The sequence below is a fragment of the Roseobacter sp. YIN89 genome (assembly GCF_057219365.1).
Genome location: NZ_JBXVVD010000001.1, coordinates 1,129,975 through 1,150,736, shown reverse-complemented (window position 1 = coordinate 1,150,736; position 20,762 = coordinate 1,129,975). Strand labels below are relative to the sequence as shown.

19 protein-coding genes are annotated in these 20,762 nt (G+C 58.0%); 5 read left to right on the top strand and 14 right to left on the bottom strand.

Annotation, left to right across the window (positions count from 1 at the left end; translation table 11 throughout):
• The first annotated feature begins 50 nt into the window (after nucleotides 1-50).
• Nucleotides 51-1,139 carry a Hint domain-containing protein gene (locus AC2D8V_RS05740; RefSeq protein ID WP_484732552.1) on the top strand — a complete coding sequence of 363 codons (1,089 nt, stop codon included), beginning with the start codon at nucleotides 51-53 and terminating at the stop codon, nucleotides 1,137-1,139.
• Between the two features lie 3 nt (nucleotides 1,140-1,142).
• On the opposite strand, the gene AC2D8V_RS05735 is transcribed toward AC2D8V_RS05740, so the two are convergent.
• Nucleotides 1,143-1,598: an Lrp/AsnC family transcriptional regulator gene (locus AC2D8V_RS05735; RefSeq protein WP_484732551.1), complete on the bottom strand. Its 456-nt coding sequence runs from the start codon at nucleotides 1,596-1,598 to the stop codon at nucleotides 1,143-1,145.
• Nucleotides 1,595-2,050: an Lrp/AsnC family transcriptional regulator gene (locus tag AC2D8V_RS05730; protein WP_484732550.1), complete on the bottom strand. Its 456-nt coding sequence runs from the start codon at nucleotides 2,048-2,050 to the stop codon at nucleotides 1,595-1,597. Before AC2D8V_RS05730 ends, AC2D8V_RS05735 begins: the two co-directional genes overlap by 4 nt.
• Before the next feature lie 141 nt (nucleotides 2,051-2,191).
• Here AC2D8V_RS05730 and ilvC point away from each other — a divergent pair, with 141 nt between their 5' ends.
• A complete protein-coding gene (ilvC, locus tag AC2D8V_RS05725; RefSeq protein WP_484732549.1) occupies nucleotides 2,192-3,214 on the top strand; it encodes a ketol-acid reductoisomerase in 1,023 nt (340 codons plus the stop codon).
• 51 nt (nucleotides 3,215-3,265) lie between these two features.
• Here ilvC and AC2D8V_RS05720 read toward each other — a convergent pair whose 3' ends face one another.
• Complete coding sequence (locus tag AC2D8V_RS05720; protein WP_484732548.1) at nucleotides 3,266-3,436, bottom strand: hypothetical protein; 171 nt, start codon at nucleotides 3,434-3,436, stop codon at nucleotides 3,266-3,268.
• 87 nt (nucleotides 3,437-3,523) lie between these two features.
• Between AC2D8V_RS05720 and AC2D8V_RS05715 the strand changes: the two genes are divergently transcribed.
• Nucleotides 3,524-4,453, top strand: coding sequence for a DMT family transporter (locus AC2D8V_RS05715; RefSeq protein ID WP_484732547.1), 930 nt, complete (start codon nucleotides 3,524-3,526; stop codon nucleotides 4,451-4,453).
• Here the strand turns inward: AC2D8V_RS05715 and glmM are convergent.
• The 8 genes from glmM to AC2D8V_RS05675 form a co-directional block, all read right to left on the bottom strand.
• The gene (gene glmM / locus AC2D8V_RS05710; RefSeq protein WP_484732546.1) at nucleotides 4,450-5,793 is read right to left on the bottom strand and encodes a phosphoglucosamine mutase; all 1,344 of its coding nucleotides are present in this window, start codon (nucleotides 5,791-5,793) and stop codon (nucleotides 4,450-4,452) included. The two genes, AC2D8V_RS05715 and glmM, sit on opposite strands and share 4 nt — an antisense overlap.
• The gene (folP, locus tag AC2D8V_RS05705) at nucleotides 5,786-6,799 is read right to left on the bottom strand and encodes a dihydropteroate synthase (protein ID WP_484732545.1); all 1,014 of its coding nucleotides are present in this window, start codon (nucleotides 6,797-6,799) and stop codon (nucleotides 5,786-5,788) included. Before folP ends, glmM begins: the two co-directional genes overlap by 8 nt.
• Nucleotides 6,800-6,802: 3 nt before the next feature.
• Nucleotides 6,803-7,732, bottom strand: a complete 930-nt coding sequence (locus tag AC2D8V_RS05700) for a dihydroneopterin aldolase (RefSeq protein WP_484732544.1) — start codon at nucleotides 7,730-7,732, stop codon at nucleotides 6,803-6,805.
• 95 nt (nucleotides 7,733-7,827) lie between these two features.
• Entirely contained in the window at nucleotides 7,828-8,463 is a 636-nt protein-coding gene (locus AC2D8V_RS05695) for a cell wall hydrolase (protein ID WP_484732543.1), read from the bottom strand.
• Nucleotides 8,464-8,617: 154 nt separating this feature from the next.
• Nucleotides 8,618-11,155 carry a putative PEP-binding protein gene (locus AC2D8V_RS05690; RefSeq protein ID WP_484732542.1) on the bottom strand — a complete coding sequence of 846 codons (2,538 nt, stop codon included), beginning with the start codon at nucleotides 11,153-11,155 and terminating at the stop codon, nucleotides 8,618-8,620.
• Nucleotides 11,156-11,238: 83 nt separating this feature from the next.
• Nucleotides 11,239-13,500: a glycine--tRNA ligase subunit beta gene (gene glyS / locus AC2D8V_RS05685; RefSeq protein WP_484732541.1), complete on the bottom strand. Its 2,262-nt coding sequence runs from the start codon at nucleotides 13,498-13,500 to the stop codon at nucleotides 11,239-11,241.
• Entirely contained in the window at nucleotides 13,500-14,021 is a 522-nt protein-coding gene (locus AC2D8V_RS05680) for a DUF6446 family protein (RefSeq protein ID WP_484732540.1), read from the bottom strand. Before AC2D8V_RS05680 ends, glyS begins: the two co-directional genes overlap by 1 nt.
• Nucleotides 14,018-14,959 (bottom strand): glycine--tRNA ligase subunit alpha, encoded by a 942-nt coding sequence (locus tag AC2D8V_RS05675; RefSeq protein WP_484732539.1) that lies wholly within the window; start codon nucleotides 14,957-14,959, stop codon nucleotides 14,018-14,020. Before AC2D8V_RS05675 ends, AC2D8V_RS05680 begins: the two co-directional genes overlap by 4 nt.
• 158 nt (nucleotides 14,960-15,117) lie before the next feature.
• On the opposite strand from AC2D8V_RS05675, the gene AC2D8V_RS05670 reads away from it, so the two are divergent.
• Together AC2D8V_RS05670 and AC2D8V_RS05665 are read left to right on the top strand one after the other, a co-directional pair.
• Nucleotides 15,118-16,863 (top strand): serine protease, encoded by a 1,746-nt coding sequence (locus AC2D8V_RS05670; protein ID WP_484732666.1) that lies wholly within the window; start codon nucleotides 15,118-15,120, stop codon nucleotides 16,861-16,863.
• 137 nt (nucleotides 16,864-17,000) lie between these two features.
• Nucleotides 17,001-17,282, top strand: a complete 282-nt coding sequence (locus AC2D8V_RS05665) for a hypothetical protein (protein ID WP_484732538.1) — start codon at nucleotides 17,001-17,003, stop codon at nucleotides 17,280-17,282.
• Between the two features lie 3 nt (nucleotides 17,283-17,285).
• Here the strand turns inward: AC2D8V_RS05665 and AC2D8V_RS05660 are convergent, their stop codons facing one another.
• From AC2D8V_RS05660 to AC2D8V_RS05650, 3 genes are all read right to left on the bottom strand, one after another.
• Nucleotides 17,286-18,878: a thiamine pyrophosphate-binding protein gene (locus tag AC2D8V_RS05660; protein ID WP_484732537.1), complete on the bottom strand. Its 1,593-nt coding sequence runs from the start codon at nucleotides 18,876-18,878 to the stop codon at nucleotides 17,286-17,288.
• Nucleotide 18,879: 1 nt separating this feature from the next.
• Nucleotides 18,880-20,328 (bottom strand): TrkH family potassium uptake protein, encoded by a 1,449-nt coding sequence (locus tag AC2D8V_RS05655; RefSeq protein WP_484732536.1) that lies wholly within the window; start codon nucleotides 20,326-20,328, stop codon nucleotides 18,880-18,882.
• Between the two features lie 68 nt (nucleotides 20,329-20,396).
• Nucleotides 20,397-20,633, bottom strand: coding sequence for a DUF1127 domain-containing protein (locus tag AC2D8V_RS05650; RefSeq protein WP_484732535.1), 237 nt, complete (start codon nucleotides 20,631-20,633; stop codon nucleotides 20,397-20,399).
• Nucleotides 20,634-20,762 lie beyond the last annotated feature (129 nt).

Here is a 20,762-nt window from a genome sequence, read left to right as displayed (position 1 = left end):
AATAACCATATAGATTTGAGGCAGGCCAACCTGCCCGGAAATCGAGCGGCATGTACACGACGGAAATTGCGCTGAATGGCTTCAGCATTGTAGGCAATGCGCGATCGAACGCGCCTGCCAACAAGGGCGGGCAGCTTTTTATCCACGATGGCGAGGCGGTTTTCGAAGCCGACGACGTGATTGTGTTTCAGGTGGAGAACGTCACCGAAGATGGTGTTCTCACAGACGAATCCATGATCACGGGCATTATCGTCTACGACAGCGCGCTGGATTATTTCAACGAAACTCCCCTCTACAGTTACTCCGGGATGGCGGATATTGATTTTGGCCGACGCACGATGGGCGACCGCTATCTTGAATTCGACGCCTCTGGCCTGACGTCAACCGATCCCGAAGCGCCAGAGCTGGAGGAACTGACGGTCGTTGCCGGTGTCGACATCCTTGGGGCGCTGGATAACCAGAAAGGCCCCCTTAAAATCCCCACGGTCGAGGACATCGACACAGACGGCGATGGCATAATTACGCCAGATGAACAGGGCGACGGGGCGTTCAACGGAAATTTCGGCAATGAAATCGTGATTTGCTTTGCCAAGGGCACGCTGATCGACACGCCGCGCGGACCGGTTTTTGTTGAGACGTTGCGCCCCGGCGACCTTGTCCGCACGCTGGACCACGGGCCGCAGCCGATCCGCTGGATCGGCACCCGCCGGTGCGCCGGCACAGGAGCGCGGGCGCCGGTCCGGATCAAGGCCGGCGCATTGGGCAACCTGCGCACGCTTTACGTGTCGCAGAACCACCGCATGCTCGTCGCAGGGCCGGCAGCAGAGCTCTTGTTTGGTCAGGCCGAAGTTTTGGTAGCAGCCAAGCATCTGGTCAATGATGATAGCATTCGCATCGTGCCGCGCGGCGAAGTAGACTATGTCCATTTCCTGTTTGACGACCACCAGATCGTTTTTGCCGAAGGGTGCCCTGCCGAAAGCCTGTATCCCGGGTCGCAGACGCTCAGCGCGGTCGCCGACGACAGCCGCGACGAAATCATTGCCCTGTTTCCCGAGCTTGAGCACGCGTCGTCGGATACGCCTTTGTCGCGGTATACCCTGCGCAAGCACGAGGCGCGCGCGCTGCGCACCATCGCTTAAAGCTCATACCGGTCCGGGCCGGCGTTCCTCGCTCAGCAGGACATTCGCCTCAACCTCGCCCGCCCCCGGTAAGGTCATAATCCGGCGACGCAACACACGCTCAAAGTCGGAAAGATCCCGCGCAACCACGCGCAAACGGTAATCGTATAGACCCAGAACGTGTTCTACACGCTGAACCTCCGGAATAGCGCTTACCGCGCGCTCGAAATCTTCGAGGCTGACACGCCCCTTGGTGGCCAATTTTACCCCCAGAAAAACCGTGACCCCGAACCCAAGAGCCTCCGCATTCAGACGCAAACGGCGCCCCTTTAGGATTCCGGCCTCTTGCAAGCGCCGGATGCGCCGCCACGTCGCCGGTTGTGACAGTCCTAATGCGCGCCCAAGACTGCCCGCACTTTGACTGGCATCGCGCGCAAGTTCGCGCACCAGCTCCCGGTCAATTTCATCAAGCGGGTTCATATCGGCAAGCTGTCCTCGCTTTTGATCTGGGCTATCTGCATGAGGGATTCGATGTCGGCGATATGTGGCAGCGTCAGGATGCGGTCGCGGTAGATGGTCTGGTAATGCGTCATGTCCCGGGCAATGATGTTCAGCCTCACGTCCACCCGCCCCAGAAACGTCTGGATTTCGGTAACCTCCGGCACGGCGCGCGCAGCGTCGATGAAATCATCGAAAGCACGCGCGATCGTCTTGTCCAGCGTGACCCGCAGCGATACTTCGACCGCATAGCCAAGCGCTCGCCAGTCAACAACAGCGCTGACCCCTTCGATCACACCTGCATCCTGCATCCGTGCGATCCTGCGGGCAGCCTTCGCTGGGCTGACCCCGACGCGGGCGGCCAGTTCGGCCGGTGCAAGAGAGGGTTCAGCCTGCCAGTACCGCAAGATGCGCCTATCGAGATCTGAAAGCATGATTTTTCCGATATTTTGCAAAATCACGCATTACCACATTCACCTAGAGCGTAAAACTCGTAATTTTACGCCTTTAGACTTTCACTCTCTTGCCTATAGTGCAGCGCAGTTCTGATCTTGAAGCAAAAAGGAGCGCCAGACATGCGCGTTTATTATGATCGCGATTGCGATGTGAACCTCATCAAAGACATGAAAGTTGCCATCCTCGGGTACGGCAGCCAGGGCCACGCTCACGCGCTGAACCTGCGCGACTCCGGCGCGAAAAACCTCGCCGTTGCCCTGCGCGAAGGCTCTCCTTCCGCGGCGAAAGCCGAAGGCGAAGGCCTGAAGGTTATGGGTATCGCCGAAGCAGCCGCCTGGGCTGATCTGATCATGTTTACAATGCCCGACGAACTGCAGGCGGAAACCTACAAGAAATACGTTCATGACAATATCCGCGAAGGTGCCGCGATTGCCTTTGCGCACGGATTGAATGTGCACTTTGGTCTGATTGAGCCCAAAGAAGGTATCGACGTCGTCATGATGGCGCCAAAGGGTCCGGGTCACACGGTGCGCGGCGAATACACCAAAGGCGGCGGTGTGCCTTGCCTAGTCGCGGTGGACAAAGACGCATCCGGACGCGCGCTTGAAATTGGCCTGTCGTACTGTTCTGCAATCGGTGGCGGACGCTCGGGCATCATCGAGACCAACTTCCGCGAGGAATGCGAAACAGACCTCTTCGGCGAACAGGCCGTTCTGTGCGGCGGGTTGGTCGAGCTGATCCGTATGGGCTTTGAAACACTCGTCGAGGCGGGTTACGCGCCCGAGATGGCCTATTTCGAATGTCTGCACGAGGTCAAGTTGATCGTAGACCTGATCTACGAAGGCGGCATCGCCAACATGAACTATTCCATCTCGAACACAGCAGAATACGGCGAATACGTCTCCGGCCCGCGCGTGCTGCCATACGACGAGACAAAAGCCCGCATGAAGGCGATCCTGACAGACATTCAGACGGGCAAATTCGTGCGTGATTTCATGCAGGAAAACGCCGTAGGCCAGCCGTTCTTCAAAGGAACGCGCCGGATCAACGACGAGCACCAGATCGAAGCCACCGGCGAGACATTGCGCGGCATGATGCCGTGGATCTCAGCAGGCAAGATGGTCGATAAATCGAAAAACTGATGATGGTGTCGGGCCCGGATATTCCGGGCCCGCCCTTTTGATCGCAACGGGTCAAACGTCGGCTGGCTTGACGGTCGATGACTTGTCCTTTGCGAGGGTAGACTTTGTTGCATTCGGATCGTCCATGCGCGCCTCGACTTGCGCCTTGCTGGCCAGCGCAAAGACGACGCCTGCCAAAAGGGTTCCAAGTGCGAGCACGACAAGTAATGTCGTCAGGTCCATCAATACTCTCCTTTAACTCATCATATCACTTTGATGAACGCCCGGATCTCCTGTAGGTTCCAACCTCACCCCAAATGACAGGTTTTCATGACCCAGCAACCCAACATTACCGCCTCAAGCTGGCTGATGATTGCATTGCTCGGGTTTGTCTGGGGCGGAACATTCATGGTTATCGAGCTTGCTCTGCGCGGCATGACGCCATTCTGGCTGGCCGCGGGGCGGATCGGTTTTGCCGCAGTTTTGATGGGTGCAATCTGGGCATTTCGGGGTTTTGCACTGTTCAAAGCGGATCCGGGTGCCGGCGCTTGGCGCATCACAGCGCTGATCGGCGCGCTGAGCTCAGCGGTGCCATTCATCCTGTTGTCGTGGGGGCAACAATACGTCACATCCGGTTTTGCTGGCGTCTCGATGGCCAGCGTGTCGTTGCTCATCCTGCCTCTGGCGCATTTTCTGGTGCCCGGTGAGCGTTTGACGCTACGCAAAACCGCGGGTTTCGTGATTGGCTTTGTTGGCGTTTGCGTCCTGATCGGCGCACAGGCGTTCGAGACCAGCGGCACCGCACTCGAGACACCAGGACGTGTCGCCTGTTTTTCGGCTGCGTTCTGTTACGCTATTTCCAGCGTGCTGATGCGCCGGCTGCCGGCGGTGGACCCGATAGGTCTTGCCGCTGTTCTGATCAGCATCGGCGCGCTGGTTGTCATCCCGGTGGCTTATTTCGTCGAGGGACCGCCCCCCATCCCCGATGCGCAAACCGCAGCCGTTATCGCCTTTCTCGGACTTGTTCCAACAGCAGCTGCAAGCCTGATGCGTGTGCTCGTTGTGCGGTCCGCTGGACCGGTTTTCATGTCGTTGACCGGCTATCAGGTTCCCGTCTGGTCGGTCGTTCTAGGCGCACTGATATTGGGAGAGCCGCTGCCTCCATCATTGCTTGGGGCCTTGCTGTTGATTTTGGCGGGACTTGCCCTCAGCCAATACGGCTCTCTGTCGCGATTGTTCCGGCAGGGTCGCGCCAGTTAACTGACCGCTGCGGCCACGGCGTCGACGACAAGGTCAACGGATTGTTCCATCAGCTTGGCGTCTTCATGCTCTGCCATGACCCGAATAAGCGGTTCGGTCCCGGATTTGCGGATCAGCAACCTGCCCTTTCCGGCCAGATCACTTTCAGCCTGCGCAATGGCAGCCTTGACCCCCGCCGCATCCAGCGGTGTCTGTCCGGCGGTAAACCGCACGTTCTTGAGCAACTGCGGCACCGGATCAAACCGGTGAAGCAAGTCTGACGCCGATGCGCCCGTCTGGACCATGGCCGCCAGAAACTCCAAACCAGCCATCAGCCCATCACCGGTTGTCGCGTAATCTGTCATGACGATATGGCCCGACTGCTCGCCACCGAGGTTGAAGCCACCCTCGCGCATACGCTCTACAACATACCTGTCACCCACCGCTGTACGCTCGAGCGAGACGCCAAGGCCATTCAGGAAGTGTTCAAGACCGAGATTGGACATAACCGTGGCTACGAGGGCATTATTTGCAAGTCTGCCCTCCTTAGCCCAGCGTTCGGCCATCAGCGCCATGAACTGATCCCCGTCACCCACTTTGCCGTCTGCGTCTATCAGAATGACACGGTCAGCATCCCCATCAAGGCAAATGCCCACATCCGCGCCATGGGCCACCACGGTTTCCGCGGCCAGCTTGGGGTTGGTCGATCCGCAGCCATCATTGATATTCTTCCCGTTGGGCGACACGCCAACCGGGATGACTGTTGCCCCCAACTCCCAAAGTGCTTCGGGTGCGACTTTGTACGCAGCCCCGTTGGCGCAGTCGATGACGACCTTGAGCCCGTCCAACCTGCGTTGCCGCGGGAACGAAGACTTCAGTCTTTCGATATAGCGAAAGCGGCCATCGTCGATCCGCTTGGCGCGCCCAATGTCAGCCGCATCCGCAAGCGGCACACCGTCGGCGATCAGCCCTTCTATATCCGCCTCGACCTGATCCGACAGCTTGAACCCGTCGGGTCCGAAAAACTTGATTCCGTTGTCAATGGCCGGGTTGTGACTGGCCGAAATCATCACGCCCAGATCGGCACGCATTGAGCGTGTCAGCAAGCCGACTGCTGGCGTCGGCACTGGACCCAGCAACAGCACGTTCATTCCGGTTGAGGTCAAACCAGCTGTCAGGGCATTTTCAAACATATATCCCGACAGACGGGTGTCCTTACCAATTACGACGCGGTGCGCCGCCGAGGTGTCGCGACGAAAATACTGTCCGACGGCCGCGCCGATGCGCAATGCCATCTCTGCCGTCATCGGGTGGGTGTTGGCCGTGCCACGCACGCCATCAGTTCCAAAGAGCTTATCCATCCGTTTGTCCTGCCACGACTGCACGCCAAAGTGCAATGGCCTGAACGGTCTCTGGCACGTCATGGACGCGCACAAATTGTGTCCCTTGTTTCAACGCCGCGAGCGCCACCGCGACAGAACCTGGCATCCGGTCTGTCGCATTTTCCGCGCCGCCGATGGTGCCGATGAACCGCTTGCGCGAGGCCCCGACGAGCAAAGCAACGCCCAAGCCATGAAACACCGACAGGCGGGACAGCAGAGCGAGGTTGTGTTCCAGCGTTTTGCCAAAACCAATTCCCGGGTCTGCAATGATACGTGACCGCGGAATTCCCAAGGACACCAGCATTTCGATCTGCGCGGCGAGAAAGTCATACACATCAAGCAAAACATCACCATAGCTTGGTGCTTGCTGCATAGTCGCCGGATCACCTTGCGCGTGCATCACGCAAACAGGCACATCTTTGTCTGCGCACAGCGGTGCCAACTCGGGATCAAACGTGAACCCGGAAACGTCGTTTATCATATGCGCGCCCGCAGCCAACGCGGTTTTGGCGACTTCCGATTTGCGGGTATCTACCGAAATGACGCCCTCATATCCGGCACTGCACAGGGCTGCGATCACCGGGGCAACGCGTGCGGCCTCCGTCTCTTGCGCGATTTCCACAGCACCGGGACGTGTGGATTCGCCACCAACATCAACGATGGTGGCACCGCGCATGGCCATGGCCCCCGCAACGGCGGCGTTCTTGTCATAGTGCTGACCACCATCAGAAAAGCTGTCTGGGGTCACGTTCAAAATACCCATGACATGCGGTTCGGCGCAGGACAGGCCCGCAATGTCCGGCCGCGGAGCGGTCAAGGGGCACAAGTCATGTGAATCAAGCTCGTCCGCGCGGACAACCTGTGCTGGCCTGCCTCTTTCCAGCACTTCGACGTGGGTAAACCAGCACCAGCCGCCCGCAAGTTGAAACGCGCCAGCGGGACGCGCTGGTCCCGATTGCGGGATCGCTCGTAGGTAAATGCCCATCGATCAGAGTTTGGCCTGATCCGCAGGGATTGCACGCAGCGGCACAGAAGCATCATGCGGCAGATCGGCCCCGATGACCAACATCTCACCTGCGTCAAATGTAGCGGCGAACCAAGCCGCCAACGCCACTGCATCACGAGGCTGAGCCGACGGGCCGTCCACAGCATCCAAAACGATTTTTGACGGCGCCCAGACCGAGCTTTGACCGTTTTTGATCGCCCAATCCAACTCGGTACGGGTTGAGACGACGACGCATCGGTCATCTTTTGACGCCAACACCCAGGCATTTTGTTCGATGGCCAACAGGTCGATCCGGCGCTGCGCCATTTTATGCGTGATTTGCGGCGCGGGCGTGTCAGAGGCACCGACGCAAAAGACCAAGGGGCGCCCCATGCTTTCCAGCTGATCGATCCATCCGCTCAGGTATGGTGAATCAATGGCCTGATTGCTCAGGTAAACCAGTTCCGGTCGCGGCGCGAGTTCAACAGCCTCCCGCTGCACATTGCCTTGCCCTGTCGCGCGAACGATCTCCACACCCAGAGCACCAGGCCCGCGATCAAGTTTTTCGATGCGGACAAAGGCGCGAATGGCCTGCGGCTCAAGCAAAATTCGTTCTGCCACGCGTTCGGCCAAAGTCTCCAGCAGGTTTAGCCGCTCATCTGCAAGCTCGGTTGCGATTGCTTCGGTAACACGGTCGTAACTCAGGATCCTGTCGACATCGTCGTCAATCGGCCCTGAAAGAGGCTGAACCTCCACAACGACGTTAAAGCAAATTCGTTGGGTGACGCCGCGCTCGGCCTGAAACGCCCCGATTTCGACTTCGACGATATGATCGCGCAGCGAAATCCGATCCAAGGGCGCGGTGCCTTCGGGCGCAGTAGCCTCGGCCCGTTCCGACGGATGGGCAAATGCCAGTCTGATTTCAGAGCTCATATGTGCGGCGCTCCCAAAATGTCGCGTAACGCCGCTGATAGCGGTGCGCGGCTGTGATCTCAAGTCAGGCCGCGGCACCTGCGCCGTCGATTACGTCAATTGCTGGCCGTCCGCCACGTGTGGCGATAAAAGATGTGCACGCCGATCGAAGCGGTTTTCGTGTAGACCGTGCTCCAGCGCGGGTTAACCGCCGTCGTATGGTAATGCGTCGCGCCCTGCGTCAGCTTGGGTGCAGCACCGTCCAAAGCCATCCGTGCGACTTTTGCCACCCGTTCGTAGGCGCGCGGTTCCTTGATTACTTCTTTGTGCCCGTCGCAAGTGTACGTAAACTGGCATTGGTATTTCTTGCCTGTACCTTGGTTGATCACACCACAGGCAGAGCCGGGAAATCGCTCGGACTTCACCCGGTTGAGAATAACTTCGGCAACCGCGAACTGCCCTTTTACATTTTCCCCGCGCGCCTCAAAATACAGCGCTTCGGAAAGGCACCGCCATTCGTCGCCACCCGTTGCCTTGGGTTGCTCGTCGATCCAGCGGCGCGAAAATTCAACTTCGACGGATGCTGGCGCGCGCAGACCAGTGTCGCGCATGCGCTGCACCGTTACACTCGACAACGTGTTATCAGCAGCATCAATATCGGATTTACCGGCCGCATCGACGGAAACTGGCGCAAAAAAGCCAAGGTTCAATCCAACAATTGCCGCAAAAAGTGATTTGCTTTTAAAACGCATCCCTGCGCCCCCACGGTAGTTCGTCAATGGGCGCTCTCTAGCGAGATAAAAAGTTGACGTAAAGTTTACGCCGGGAAAAGTGGTAAATTTCGCGGCTTTTCGGCGGAAATCCACCGATCGATCGCACTACATATTGTGCCTAAAACCTCTGAAACTACTTCATCTTGTCCTTAATTGCTAATTGTGCGGCAGCTAGTCGCGCCACCGGAACTCGGAAAGGTGAGCACGATACATAGTGGAATCCGGCATCCCGGCAGAAGGCTATCGATTCGGGATTACCGCCATGCTCGCCACAAATCGACAAGATGACGTCAGGCTGCGCGGCGCGCCCTCTTTCAGCCCCAATCTTCAGCAACTCGCCAACGCCATCCGTGTCCAACACGTGAAAAGGGTCTTCCACAAAAACATTGCGCTGTACGTAATCTGACATGAAGCGGCCTGCATCGTCTCTTGAGAGGCCGTAGGTCATTTGCGTCAGGTCGTTCGTACCAAAGCTGAGGAAAGCACAATGCGGGGCAATGTCCCCGGCCCGGATGGCCGCGCGCGGTGTCTCTACCATTACACCGAGACGATAGTCGAAATCCTGCCCCCGTTCGAGGCGCACTGCCGAGGCAACGCCGTCAATGGACGATTTGACCAACTCCACCTCGCGCTTGGCAGATACAAGCGGTATCATGATCTCGGGCACCACCGGTGCTCCTTTTTCACTTCCGTCCAGCGTAGCCTCAAATATCGCACGTGCCTGCATTTCGTAGATCTCAGGTACGGTGACCCCCAAGCGAACGCCTCGCAACCCCAGCATGGGATTGTATTCAGACATGGCGTCGATGCGGCGCGTCACATCGGACAATGGCAAGTCGAGCGCTTCAGCCAGTTCCCGCTGGCCCGCCCGATCCATGGGCAAGAATTCGTGCAGCGGCGGGTCGAATAAGCGGATACAAACCGGCTTGCCCTGCATGATGCGGAACAACTGCGTGAAATCAGCGCGTTGCATGGGCAACAACCGTTCAAGCACGGCGCGGCGGTCCTGCGAGGTCTCGGCAAAGATCATCTCGCGCATGACAGTGAGCCGGCCCGGTTCAAAGAACATATGCTCTGTCCGGCACAAACCGATACCTTCCGCATTGAAATTGCGGGCTGTCTGCGCATCGGCCGGTGTGTCGGCATTTGCGCGAATGGCGATGTCGCGCTCGTCATCCGCCCAATCCATCAGCGTCTGAAAACTCTCGTCCAGAGACGCTTCACGCAGTTTGGGCGCACCTTGCAGCACCTCACCCCGTGTCCCGTCGAGCGTGATGACCTCTCCCTCCGTCAGAACTCTGCCATCCGAGGTGATCAGTTGGCGCTTGTTCAGATTGAATTTCATGTCCGACGCACCGACAACACAAGGAAGCCCGATGCCGCGCCCGATCACGGCGGCATGGCTGGTGATGCCACCGCGCTCCGTCAGCACGCCATTGGCGGCATGCATCCCTCTGATGTCCTCGGGCGAGGTCTCCCGACGCACCAAAATACATGCCTCGCCCCGTGCGGCGCTGGCCTGCGCCTCTGTCGCGGTAAAGACAATGCGGCCGGTCGCTGCACCCGGGCTGGCTGCGATCCCCTTGCCGATGACATCACGGCGCGCCTGCCCGTCCACTTGCCGGTGCAACAGTTCAGTCAGGGTGCGCGGCTCAACCCGCATCAATGCTTCTGCACGCGGGATGATGCCGTCTTCAGCAAGGCGCACGGCTATCCGTACCGCAGCTTGGCTTGAACGTGCCACGCGCACACCGTCGAGAATGTGCACTTTGCCATTTTCGATGGTGAATTCGACCTGCATTTCCGCACGCAGTTTCACGCGCATTAGCGCCGCATATTCCTGCAATTTCGAAAAAGCGTCGGGGAAGATGTCTTCGAGCGACGGGCCGCGCATATCCTTACTGAGATAAATCGCGTCAGCGTCGCCGGAAAGCGCGTCCCGCCCCTGGCTCTGGCCAAGATACCGGCCCGTGATTTGCGGCAGACCGGTTTCGCTATCAACCAGTTGCAAAACACCGGAGCCACATAGCCCCTGACCAATACCCAGCGCCATTTCCTGAACGACCAACCCCAGCCCTGCGTCGGCGGGCGCACCCTTGGCCTGTCTGAGCAGCCTTGCCGAGGTCCCGTCCCACGCGCGTGCCATTGATTTCAGCACCGCGGCCAACTGCTCGGCCGGGTCGGCTGGAAACGGCTCTTCCATCTCCGCTTCGTAAGCACGTAACGATTCCGCCAATGCGGCGGGGCCGTCGTCGGGTATATCGTCAAACATATCAGGGTCGAGCCGCGCGACATCCACGGCATAAGACTGAACAAAGCGGGTATAGACCTCGCTGGCGGCCTCCTCGCCGATCTGTTCGACCAGAGTTGAATAACGCGTCTGGTTCATCCCGATGTTCAGAACGGCCCCTGGCCCCCCCCAGTCGGGATCTTCTGAAGACGGGCGTACGCACAGCAGCGAACCTTCCGGAAACTGCGATACGATCGCGCTGATGTCTGGCAGATGCCCCGTTGCGATCTTTTTGACCGCTGTAAACGACAACGCCACCGTTCGTGGTACCGGCAGGTCAAGCCGGACCAGTCGCTGCAGGCATTTCGCGCGCCCGCCATGTGTGTCTGTCGCGATCGGCGCCTTTGGCGTGACCAGCGTCGTCTCGGGGTTATTCTGCACTGCAGCACCTGTTCAGTTTCAGGTGCAGCATAGGCTGTAAACATTTTGTGACAAGTGTCTAAGACGACACTGTGCCGAGCCTCTTAGCCATCAATACGCGTAAGGTCCGCCACAGAAAGGCATATGCTCGTGATGCGGCTAAGCAGGTTCAGGCGATTGCGGCGCACTGTCTGATTATCCGCATTTACCTGTACCGCCTCAAAAAACGCATCAATTGGCCCGCGCAATGTGGCCATGGACGACATCGCCTGCGTAAAGTCTTGCGATTCCATAGCTGGCGCAATCTCGGCCTCCGCGGTATCGAGTGCGGCGAAAAGCGCGCGTTCCTCGTCTGTCTCTGCGAATTTGACATCGGCGCCAAAGGAATACTCGACGCCGTCTGCCTCTTGCGCCTGAGTCAGAATGTTGTTTGCCCGTTTGAAGCCCTGAATAAGGTTCTGACCATCTTCGGTCCCGAGGACCTCGGACAACGCGCGTGCCCGTTTCACCAATAGTGCCAGATCATCATTTCCGGGCATCGACAGGCAGGCGTCGATGATGTCATGACGGATCCCCTGATCGCGCAGATAAACCTTGAGGCGATCGTGAAGAAAGGACATCAGATTTGCTGACGCTGTTTGAATTTTCTGCTCAACGGCATTGAGAACCGATCCTTCACTCGTGTCCGGTTCAAACGAAAACTCGTCCGACGCCTTGATCGTGTCGACGACTGCGCGGAATGCCGCGCCAAACACACCGAAGCGGGCAATTTCCGACAACGTCTGTTCGAGTGTCACAAGATCCTGTTCGTCACCTGACGCGCGCAACTGCGAGACTTCGTATTTCAGCAACTCAAGATCGAAGAAATAGTCGAGCGGAAGCCGCAAGTCATTTTCCAGCACAATGCGGATCACACCCAAGGCTGCCCGGCGCAGTGCGAACGGATCCTTTGAGCCTGTCGGCTTCTCATCGATGGCCCAAAAACCCGCGAGCTTGTCGATCTTTTCCGCCAGCGACACCGCGACGGAAACCGGCGCACTAGGAACGTCATCAGAGGGGCCAAGCGGCGCATAATGCTCTTCGACCGCCGCCGCAATCTCTTCGGGTTTCCCTGCAGCCGCGACGTAGTAGCGCCCCATCAAACCCTGAAGCTCTGGGAATTCGTAGACCATTTCAGAAGACAGATCCGCCTTTGCCAGGCGTGCCGCCTCGGCGGCTGCTTTCGGGTCTGCACCCACCATCGGCGCGATTTCTGCAGCAAGCGCTTCCATTCGGCCAATCAGTTCGGCCTGTGTGCCGAGTTTGTTGTGGAAGGTGACGTTCTCCAACGCTCTCAACCAAACAGACATATCTGACCTTGCTACGCGAAGGTCATTGTCCCAGAAAAATTTCGCATCCGCCAAACGCGCTGACAGAACCTTTTCATTCCCTGCGAGAATCGTTGCACCGTTGTCGGCGGTTTCACGGTTTGCCACGGTGATGAACTTTTCGATGCGGCCCGTCTTGGGGTTGCGTACCGAGAAAAACTTTTGGTGTTCTTTCATCGATGTCTGCAAAACCTCTGGTGGCAGCTCAAGGAAATCAGAGCCAATCGCCCCCATCAGAACAACTGGCCATTCCACGAGCCCCGACACCTCTGCCAAAAGCGCAGCGTCTTCAACAACTTCCAATCCGTTAGCAAAGGCCTGATTTGTCGCGTCGTGCCAAATCATGTCCGCCCGTTCCGCCGGGTCCAGCACGACATATGCGCGTTTGAGTTTCGCGGCATAGTCGTCAAAGGACGTCACTTCGAAGCTGTCGGGTGACATGAACCGATGTCCGCGTGTTGTGCTGCCTGACGAGATGCCTTCGACTTCAAGCTGAACAACGTCGCTGCCAACCTCATCGACAAGAATACACAGGATCGAATGAAGCGGGCGCACCCACCGCAAGCTGCCTGTCCCCCAGCGCATGGACTTTGGCCAAGGGAAATTGCGGATCGTGTGCTCTAAAACCTCTGAAACGATGTGTGATGCCGGACGTCCTTGTTTGGTAATCTTGGCAAAGAGTACGGGCCCTTTGGGCGTTTCACGCTCTTCCAGATCTTCACGGGTCAATCCAGCGCCGCGCAGAAACCCTTCTATAGCCTTTTCCGGCGCGTCAGCACGTGGACCTTTGCGCTCTTCAACCGTCGTCGGACTTTCAGCAAGCAGCCCTTCGACCGTCAGTGCCAGACGCCGAGGCGTCGAGAATGCGGCGGCTGAGGCATAGGTCAACCCGGCTTCGACAAGACCGTCAGTGATCAGCTTCTTGAGGTCCTCACCGGCACGTCTTTGCATCCGGGCCGGGATTTCTTCGGAAAAGAGTTCAATCAGAAGGTCAGGCATCAGTTTTGATCCAATTTAGGGCATTCTTCGCCAACGATCGTGCCGTCATAGGCTTTTTCGCCGCAATCGTTCAATTCGTGCCAGATATATCCCCGGCCGTCTTCGGTGATGGCAACGATCCGGTCGACACCAAAAGCCACGTTCTTCTCACCAAGAAAGGCAAGTGCTGTACCGGCGTCCAGTTCGGCTGCGATGGCGGCAGCGTCAAAACACTCAAACCATTCAGGCGCGTTGCGCGGCGTGGCGTTATCTAGGCCGACATATGTCTCGGTCAGCATTGGCAGGCTGGAGGGCGTAGTAAAACAGGCACGAAACCGAATTGGCGAGCTGTCAGCATCGATCGCTGTCAGGTTTTCAGCCAGGATCGGTTGCGGGGTCTCCGAGGTGAAAGGCATCAATCGCACATCGACGGCTTCGGCCGAGACGTCCTCATAAAAGCCGTAGACCTGCAGATAATAGAGCGCGCCGCCCGCCAGCAATGCAGAGATCATGATGACAAGTCCAACAATTTTGCCGCTCATCCGGCAGTCTCCGGGGTCCATCCCCCCGCCCTGGTTGATACGAAGGCGTCGGCACATTGCTTGGCGAGTGCCCGCACGCGACCGATATACGCCTGCCGCTCGGTAACCGAGATGACGCCGCGCGCGTCCAGCAAGTTAAAGATATGGCTCGCCTTGATACACTGATCGTAAGCCGGATGCGCCATGATGATGCGTTTTCCGGTCTTAGGGTCTTCGGCGGGCGCTGCGAGAATTTCACGGCAATGCGCTTCTGCTTCTTCAAAGTGACGCAGCAACACCTCAGTGTCCGCCGTGTCAAAGTTCCAGCGCGCGTATTCTTCTTCCGTCTGTTTGAAGATATCGCCATACGTCAGGGAAATCGGCGTTTGCGGGTCATTAAATGGCATATCCATGACATGGTCTACGCCAAGGATGTACATCGCCAGACGCTCCAGTCCGTAGGTCAACTCGCCCGATACGGGGTGGCAGTCGTGTCCGCCAACCTGTTGAAAGTAGGTAAATTGGCTGACTTCCATGCCGTCGCACCAGACTTCCCATCCCAGCCCCCATGCACCTAGCGTCGGGCTTTCCCAATCATCCTCGACAAATCGAATGTCATGCAATGTCGCGTCGATACCAATCGCTTGCAAAGACCCGAGATACAGTTCCTGCAGGTCAGGCGGGCTCGGTTTGATGAGCACCTGATACTGATAGTAGTGCTGCAGCCGGTTGGGGTTCTCGCCGTACCGGCCATCGGTCGGGCGACGCGAAGGCTGAACATAAGCGGCAGCCCAAGGCTGCGACCCCAGACTGCGCAGGGTCGTTGCAGGGTGAAAGGTGCCAGCGCCCACTTCCATGTCGTAGGGTTGCAAAATAGCGCAGCCTTTGGCCGCCCAGTAATTTTGCAATCTCAGGATGATTTCCTGAAAGGATTTAGGTGTTTCCACGGCGTCGGACATCTATGTTTCCCGGTGTGATCCTGCGCGCCCTGCTTACGTGTGTGCTTTCACAGCGTCAATCACACACAGCGCGATAAATTGCCCTCTGTCTTATGGTAAACACTTCCATTTCCTGCTTATCTGGCGCGCAAAAGTCTGACTTGAGGATGACGGTCATGATGGCGCGATTTCTGGTGATAGCCACCACTTTGTTTTTCTTTGTCACCACAGGGGCGTGGGCACAATCGGGAACCGATGTTGTATGGGTCCAGATCGAGGCGCGTCCGAGCGCGGCGCAAGCCGTCGAGCGGGCCGAAGACTATGCCAGCACCCTGCCGGACATCAACGGCTTTGCTCTTGCGGGCGGCTGGTATGCCATCGCCCTTGGCCCTTACACGCGCGTCGATGCGGAACAGGTGTTGCTCAGCTATCGGGCTCAGGGTCTGATACCGCGCGACAGCTATATCGCGTTTTCCCGCAGTTACGGTCAGCAGATTTTTCCTGCCAACACTTTAGCGCAGCCGCGAACGCCCAGCACGCTACCCGAAAACGAAGCTCCGGACGCACCTGTTATCGCGCAGTCGACCATCGAACAGCCACCAGAAACCGAAACGCCCGCGCAAGCCCGCCGCAGTGAGAGCCTATTGACCAGAGAAGAGCGCCGGTCGCTTCAGACAGCATTGCAATGGGCTGGCTTTTACAATGCCGCAATTGATGGCGCCTTCGGGCGCGGCACACGCCGCTCCATGGGCGATTGGCAGGCGGCCAACGGGTTCGAGCCGACCGGCATTCTGACAACCAATCAGCGGCAAGTCCTCTTGGGTCAGTACAACGCCATTTTGGACGGCATGGACATGCAGGTCGTTCGCGACAACGCGGCGGGTATTGAAATTGCCTTGCCGCTGGGCGTTCTGCGTTTTGACCGGCATGAGGCACCATTTGCACGATACGACCCGCGGGGGGACTGGCCTGCACGGGCACTGCTAATCAGCCAGCCGGGCGATGGCGATACGCTGCGCGGGCTCTACGATATCATGCAAACGCTCGAAATCGTGCCGCTGGAAGGTCCACGACAGATCGGTCGCCGCAATTTCAGCATCGTAGGCCAAAACGCACGGATTGTGAGCGAAACACGCGTAACGCTGCTGGACGGAGAAATAAAAGGTTTCACACTGATATGGCCTGCCGGAGATGAGGCACGCCGGTCTCGTGTTCTAGCCGAGATGGACGCTAGTTTTACGCGGTTGCCCGGAGCACTTGATCCTGCGACGGGCAATTCAGATGCACAGGCTGTCGATCTGGTGGCCGGGCTGCAAGTGCGCAAACCCCTGTTCTCTCGCTCTGGGTTTTATGTAGACCGCAGTGGCGCTGTCGTTACGACAGCTGACGCCGTGCAAAGCTGCACGCGCATCACCCTCGACGACGAGTTTGATGCAACGCTCAGCAGCGTCGATGTCGACCGCGGCATCGCGGTATTGCGCCCTAACGCTAGCCTTGCGCCTCCTGCTGTTGCGCTTTTCAGCCCAGATTTGCCCCGCCTGCAATCACAAGTGGCCGTCGCGGGGTATTCCTTTGAAGGGCAACTGAATGCCCCGTCGCTGACATTCGGGCGGTTGTCGGACACCAAAGGTCTGCGTGGCGAAGCTGAATTGAACCGGCTGGATGTCGACGCCCTGCCCGGCGATGCCGGAGGCCCCGTTTTTGACGAACGCGGACAGGTGATGGGCATGCTGCTGCCGCGCCCTCAAGGGGGACGGCAATTGCCAGACGCGGTGCGCTTTGCCCTGACGGGAGATGTGATCGCCGGCGTGTTGGAACAGGCGGGGCTGGCGACCAGCACAGGGACAGAAACAGCAAGCCTCGCACCCGAAGACATAACCGAACGCGGCGTTGGCATGACCGTTCTGGTCAGTTGCTGGGAATAAATCACCCTATTGTTGCCTAAAATCCGCCTGAAACTTCCGCTCTGATCAGCGGACCGTTTGTGCTGTGTTAATCCCTTTACGCCATCTTTCTGCTCGCGTGGGGACACATCGCAACCGTCCGACGATGGAGCAAGAAGATGTTCAGAATTGCCTGTGTGCTGGCCGCGGCCAGCCTGTTGCCGCTGCCTGCCACCGCTCAAGGGGCAAATGCCGCTAATGCTACACCGCGTCTGGTAGAGTATCAGTCGCCAATGCTGCCCCCGGCGAGCTACAAGGGTCAGTGGTGGACCTCACCTGACAACTGCCAGTATTCCCGCGCGGGCCGCCCCGGCGAAACGGTTTGGTATCTCATCGTGAACACGGCACATATGAAGTGCGCCAAACGCCTCATACAGCGGGCGTATTCCGACTATAATTAAAGCCTAGCCTGCGATCTGAGGCGTCAGATAGATCAGCGTCGGACCGCTGGCGCTGAACGCCTCTGTGACTGCTGTCTGCATATCCGCCAGCGTTTCAGGCGCGACAGCCCGCGCACCGAAAGCTTCAGCGAGCTTACAGAAATCGGGGTTATGCGCGACCACGGCGTTCGGTGCGATTTGTGCACGCACCATACTGTCTTCGATCTCTCCCAACTTTCCATTATCCCAAAGAATAATCGGCAAGGGCAGACCAAGTTCCACCGCAACGCCAAGCTCCTGACAGGTGTAGTGAAAGCCGTAGTCGCCAATGATGGCCATGGTTGCCAGTCCCGGCCTCGCAACTGCACCACCGATTGCAGCGGGCGTGGCGTACCCCAGCGTGCCAAACCCATAAGGGTGATGCCAGAGACCGGGACGGTCCATATCCCACACTTCTTTCGCCGCATAAGCAAATTGCGTCATGTCAGAGTAGATCATCGTCTGATCGGGCAAGCAGGCTCGCAACGCGTCGCAGACGGGCAGAATACCCGGGCGGTCTGCTGCCAGTTGCGCGCGGCACGTCCGCCGATACTGCGCAATCTCATCGACCGGCCACTTTGACGGCTCCGGCGTATCTGCCACAACGTCAAGAACTGCCTCCATAAAGGGATAGGCATCACTGAGCACCTGTATGTCTCCTTCTTGCCGCTCACCGGTCAACTGGGCCGGGTCAATGTCGACACGGATCATCGGGCATGCATGGCCCAGCCTGTCGCGCCAGATATCAACCTCCGCCAGTTCCGAGCCGACCACCACCAGCAGGTCGGCCTTTGCCAGCAGCCCTGCTGCCTCACCGGATGCAAGGGTGGAGCCAAGATAAAGCGGGTGATCCCCCGGCATGATGCCCCTGCCCGCATATGTGCAAAAGACCGCTGCTCCGGTCTTGCTCGCGAGCTTGGGATAGAGGCTTGCTCCCACAGTAGCACCGCCACCCAGCAGCAAGACAGGCCGCTGCGCAGCCGCCAGCGCTTTTGCAACCTTACCAATCGCATAGGTGTCAGGCTCCGGCAGACCCAGCGTTTCGCTCTCGATCCTGCCGGGCGCGGGCGGCGCAATCGCCTCTAGCGCGGCAATGGGCACCTGAATGTGTTTGGATCGCTGGCGCATTGTGTCGAACTCGGTCATTGCTCTGTCGATGAGGTGATAAGCGGCAGCCGGGCTGCGCGCCTCTTCGGACCAGTCACAAACAGTTCCGGCCGCAGCGCGCTGGTCTTTCATCTGGTGTAACTGACCTTTGACCGTCGCAACCTCATCAAGGCAGCTTGAGATGACCAACATCGGTACGCTGTCGGAATAGGCTTGACCCATCGGCGTCATGATATTGCAAAGACCCGGTCCGGTGATCACGTATGCCACGCCAGGTCTGCCCGTCGCGCGGGCGTACCCATCTGCCATGAATCCGGCCCCTTGCTCGTGACGGGCGAGGACATGCATGATCCCGGCCTCTTCGATACCGCGATACATCTCTTGGTTATGCACGCCGGGAATGCCGAAAATGACGTCTACGCCGCGGTCCTTCAGCATATGTGAAATCTGTGCCCCAAGCGGTCTGTCCATGTCAGCTTCTCCAGAAATTTACGGTGAGGATCGCGTAGACTGCCAGCAGTTCCAGCCGGCCAAGCAGCATACCAAGTGACAGCAACCATTTGGCCGTGTCGTTCAGGCCGCCAAAGTGACCTGCCGGACCGATTTCATCGCCAAGGCCGGGGCCGACATTCGACAAAGCGGTTGCTGCGCCCGAAAGCGATGTAATGAAATCCAACCCCGTCAAGCTCAGCGCCACCGCCAACAAACCCAGTGTCACGACAAAAAACATGAAGAACGACATGACTGACCCAAGGACATCATCGTCGACCGCCCGCTTATCGTACCGGACCACAAAGACGCCGCTGGGTGACTGGATCTTGCGCAACTGCATTCTGATCGACGCAAAGAGTAGTTGGTAGCGAAATATCTTGATCGAACAGGTGGTGGAGCCCGCGCAACCTCCGATCAGCCCGATAAAGAAGAAAATCGACACAAGAAACGGGCCCCAGCCCATATAATCCGCCGATGAATACCCGGTGCCTGTCATTATCGATGTGACATTAAACAACGCCTGGCGGAACGATTGCTCTGCCTGACCGGGGAAAAGCCGGGTCAGCATCAGCGCCATAACCAGCGCAAACACCAAAAGCGTTATGATAAAAACGCGGACTTGGCTGTCGCGCCAAATCGGTTCGGCCTGTCCATTCAAAAGCTGGACGTATCGCACAAAAGGCAATGCGGCCAGAACCATGAAGAGCACGGCAACATATTCTGCACTGCCGGAAAATGTGCCGAATGAGGCATCATAATTGGCAAAACCGCCCGTCGACACCGTCGTAAGCGCATGTACGGTGGCATCAAAGGCGTTCATGCCAAACCCGAGATAGCAAAGGGCACAAGCCATGGTGAGGCCCAGATAGATAGATGAAATCTGGCTTGCGATCTGGGTCGCGCGCGGCAGAATTTTTCCCATCGTGTCAAAAGCTTCAGATTTGAAGATCTGCATGCCGCCGACCCGCAGCTCGGGCAGAAACACCATGGCGACCACAATGATGCCGATACCACCCAACCATTGCAAAATGCCGCGCCAGAGCAACAAGCCTTTCGGCAGCATTTCCAACTCTGTGAAAACAGTTGAGCCTGTTGTTGTGAGCCCCGACATGGCTTCGAAAAACGCGTCGACAAAACGCGCTTCGGTCGCGCCGATCACAAAAGGGATCGCGCCAAAGACCGGCAGGGCAACCCACACGCCTGTCGTGAGCAAAAAGGTTTGCTGAATGGTCAGCCCTTCCTTGACCCCGTTCGCACAGGACAAGGCGATCAGGCCACCGGCAACAACTGTGACTAGGGAAGACTGCAAAAAAACAGGCCAATGGCCGCGTGCTTCTGCAATGTCGATAATCATCGGCAGCAACATTGCTGCGCCCAGAACGGCGACAAGCAGACCAATCACGTAACCAACAGGGCGCAAATCCATCATGTGCGCAGGGTTGGCGCGCGGGCTTGCCAGTGTCAAGCACCGCCGCCGAGACGGCGGTGACGTCGGCCTCAGGCGTCCAGCATGTCTTTGAACACGTGGCGCACGATATCTTCGCGGCGAATACCCAGAGCCGCGAGTTCTGTGTCAGATTTCGCCTGCAGTTTTTCTACCAGCACCATGCGCCGGTTCGCGCTGGCAATGGAAACAAAGAACCCGCCGATTGCGGAGAAAACGGTTTTTACGCCGTGTGCAGCTTGGTGCAGCAGATCGGAAGCGTTAGCGGAATGCGTATGTTGATAGGCCATGAATGACCCCTTTCTTTCATCTTGTGTGATGCCTTCAACATAAGTGATATCGCTGAAATTAGAATTGCAGCGGCCGCATAGCCGCTGCAATTTCGCTGCAACGCAGAACGAAAAAGGGCTCGCGAACGC

Bases quoted from the DNA above. Each gene is read 5' to 3' on its own strand.
- AC2D8V_RS05700 (WP_484732544.1), bottom strand. From the start codon at position 7,732: ATGAGCTCTGAAATCAGACTGGCATTTGCCCATCCGTCGGAACGGGCC.
- AC2D8V_RS05655 (WP_484732536.1), bottom strand. From the start codon at position 20,328: ATGATGGATTTGCGCCCTGTTGGTTACGTGATTGGTCTGCTTGTCGCC.
- AC2D8V_RS05680 (WP_484732540.1), bottom strand. From the start codon at position 14,021: ATGAGCGGCAAAATTGTTGGACTTGTCATCATGATCTCTGCATTGCTG.
- AC2D8V_RS05735 (WP_484732551.1), bottom strand. From the start codon at position 1,598: ATGAACCCGCTTGATGAAATTGACCGGGAGCTGGTGCGCGAACTTGCG.
- glmM (WP_484732546.1), bottom strand. From the start codon at position 5,793: ATGGATAAGCTCTTTGGAACTGATGGCGTGCGTGGCACGGCCAACACC.
- AC2D8V_RS05730 (WP_484732550.1), bottom strand. From the start codon at position 2,050: ATGCTTTCAGATCTCGATAGGCGCATCTTGCGGTACTGGCAGGCTGAA.
- glyS (WP_484732541.1), bottom strand. From the start codon at position 13,500: ATGCCTGACCTTCTGATTGAACTCTTTTCCGAAGAAATCCCGGCCCGG.
- AC2D8V_RS05650 (WP_484732535.1), bottom strand. From the start codon at position 20,633: ATGGCCTATCAACATACGCATTCCGCTAACGCTTCCGATCTGCTGCAC.
- AC2D8V_RS05695 (WP_484732543.1), bottom strand. From the start codon at position 8,463: ATGCGTTTTAAAAGCAAATCACTTTTTGCGGCAATTGTTGGATTGAAC.
- AC2D8V_RS05720 (WP_484732548.1), bottom strand. From the start codon at position 3,436: ATGGACCTGACGACATTACTTGTCGTGCTCGCACTTGGAACCCTTTTG.
- AC2D8V_RS05665 (WP_484732538.1), top strand. From the start codon at position 17,001: ATGTTCAGAATTGCCTGTGTGCTGGCCGCGGCCAGCCTGTTGCCGCTG.
- ilvC (WP_484732549.1), top strand. From the start codon at position 2,192: ATGCGCGTTTATTATGATCGCGATTGCGATGTGAACCTCATCAAAGAC.
- AC2D8V_RS05670 (WP_484732666.1), top strand. From the start codon at position 15,118: ATGGCGCGATTTCTGGTGATAGCCACCACTTTGTTTTTCTTTGTCACC.
- AC2D8V_RS05740 (WP_484732552.1), top strand. From the start codon at position 51: ATGTACACGACGGAAATTGCGCTGAATGGCTTCAGCATTGTAGGCAAT.
- folP (WP_484732545.1), bottom strand. From the start codon at position 6,799: ATGGGCATTTACCTACGAGCGATCCCGCAATCGGGACCAGCGCGTCCC.
- AC2D8V_RS05660 (WP_484732537.1), bottom strand. From the start codon at position 18,878: ATGGACAGACCGCTTGGGGCACAGATTTCACATATGCTGAAGGACCGC.
- AC2D8V_RS05715 (WP_484732547.1), top strand. From the start codon at position 3,524: ATGACCCAGCAACCCAACATTACCGCCTCAAGCTGGCTGATGATTGCA.
- AC2D8V_RS05675 (WP_484732539.1), bottom strand. From the start codon at position 14,959: ATGTCCGACGCCGTGGAAACACCTAAATCCTTTCAGGAAATCATCCTG.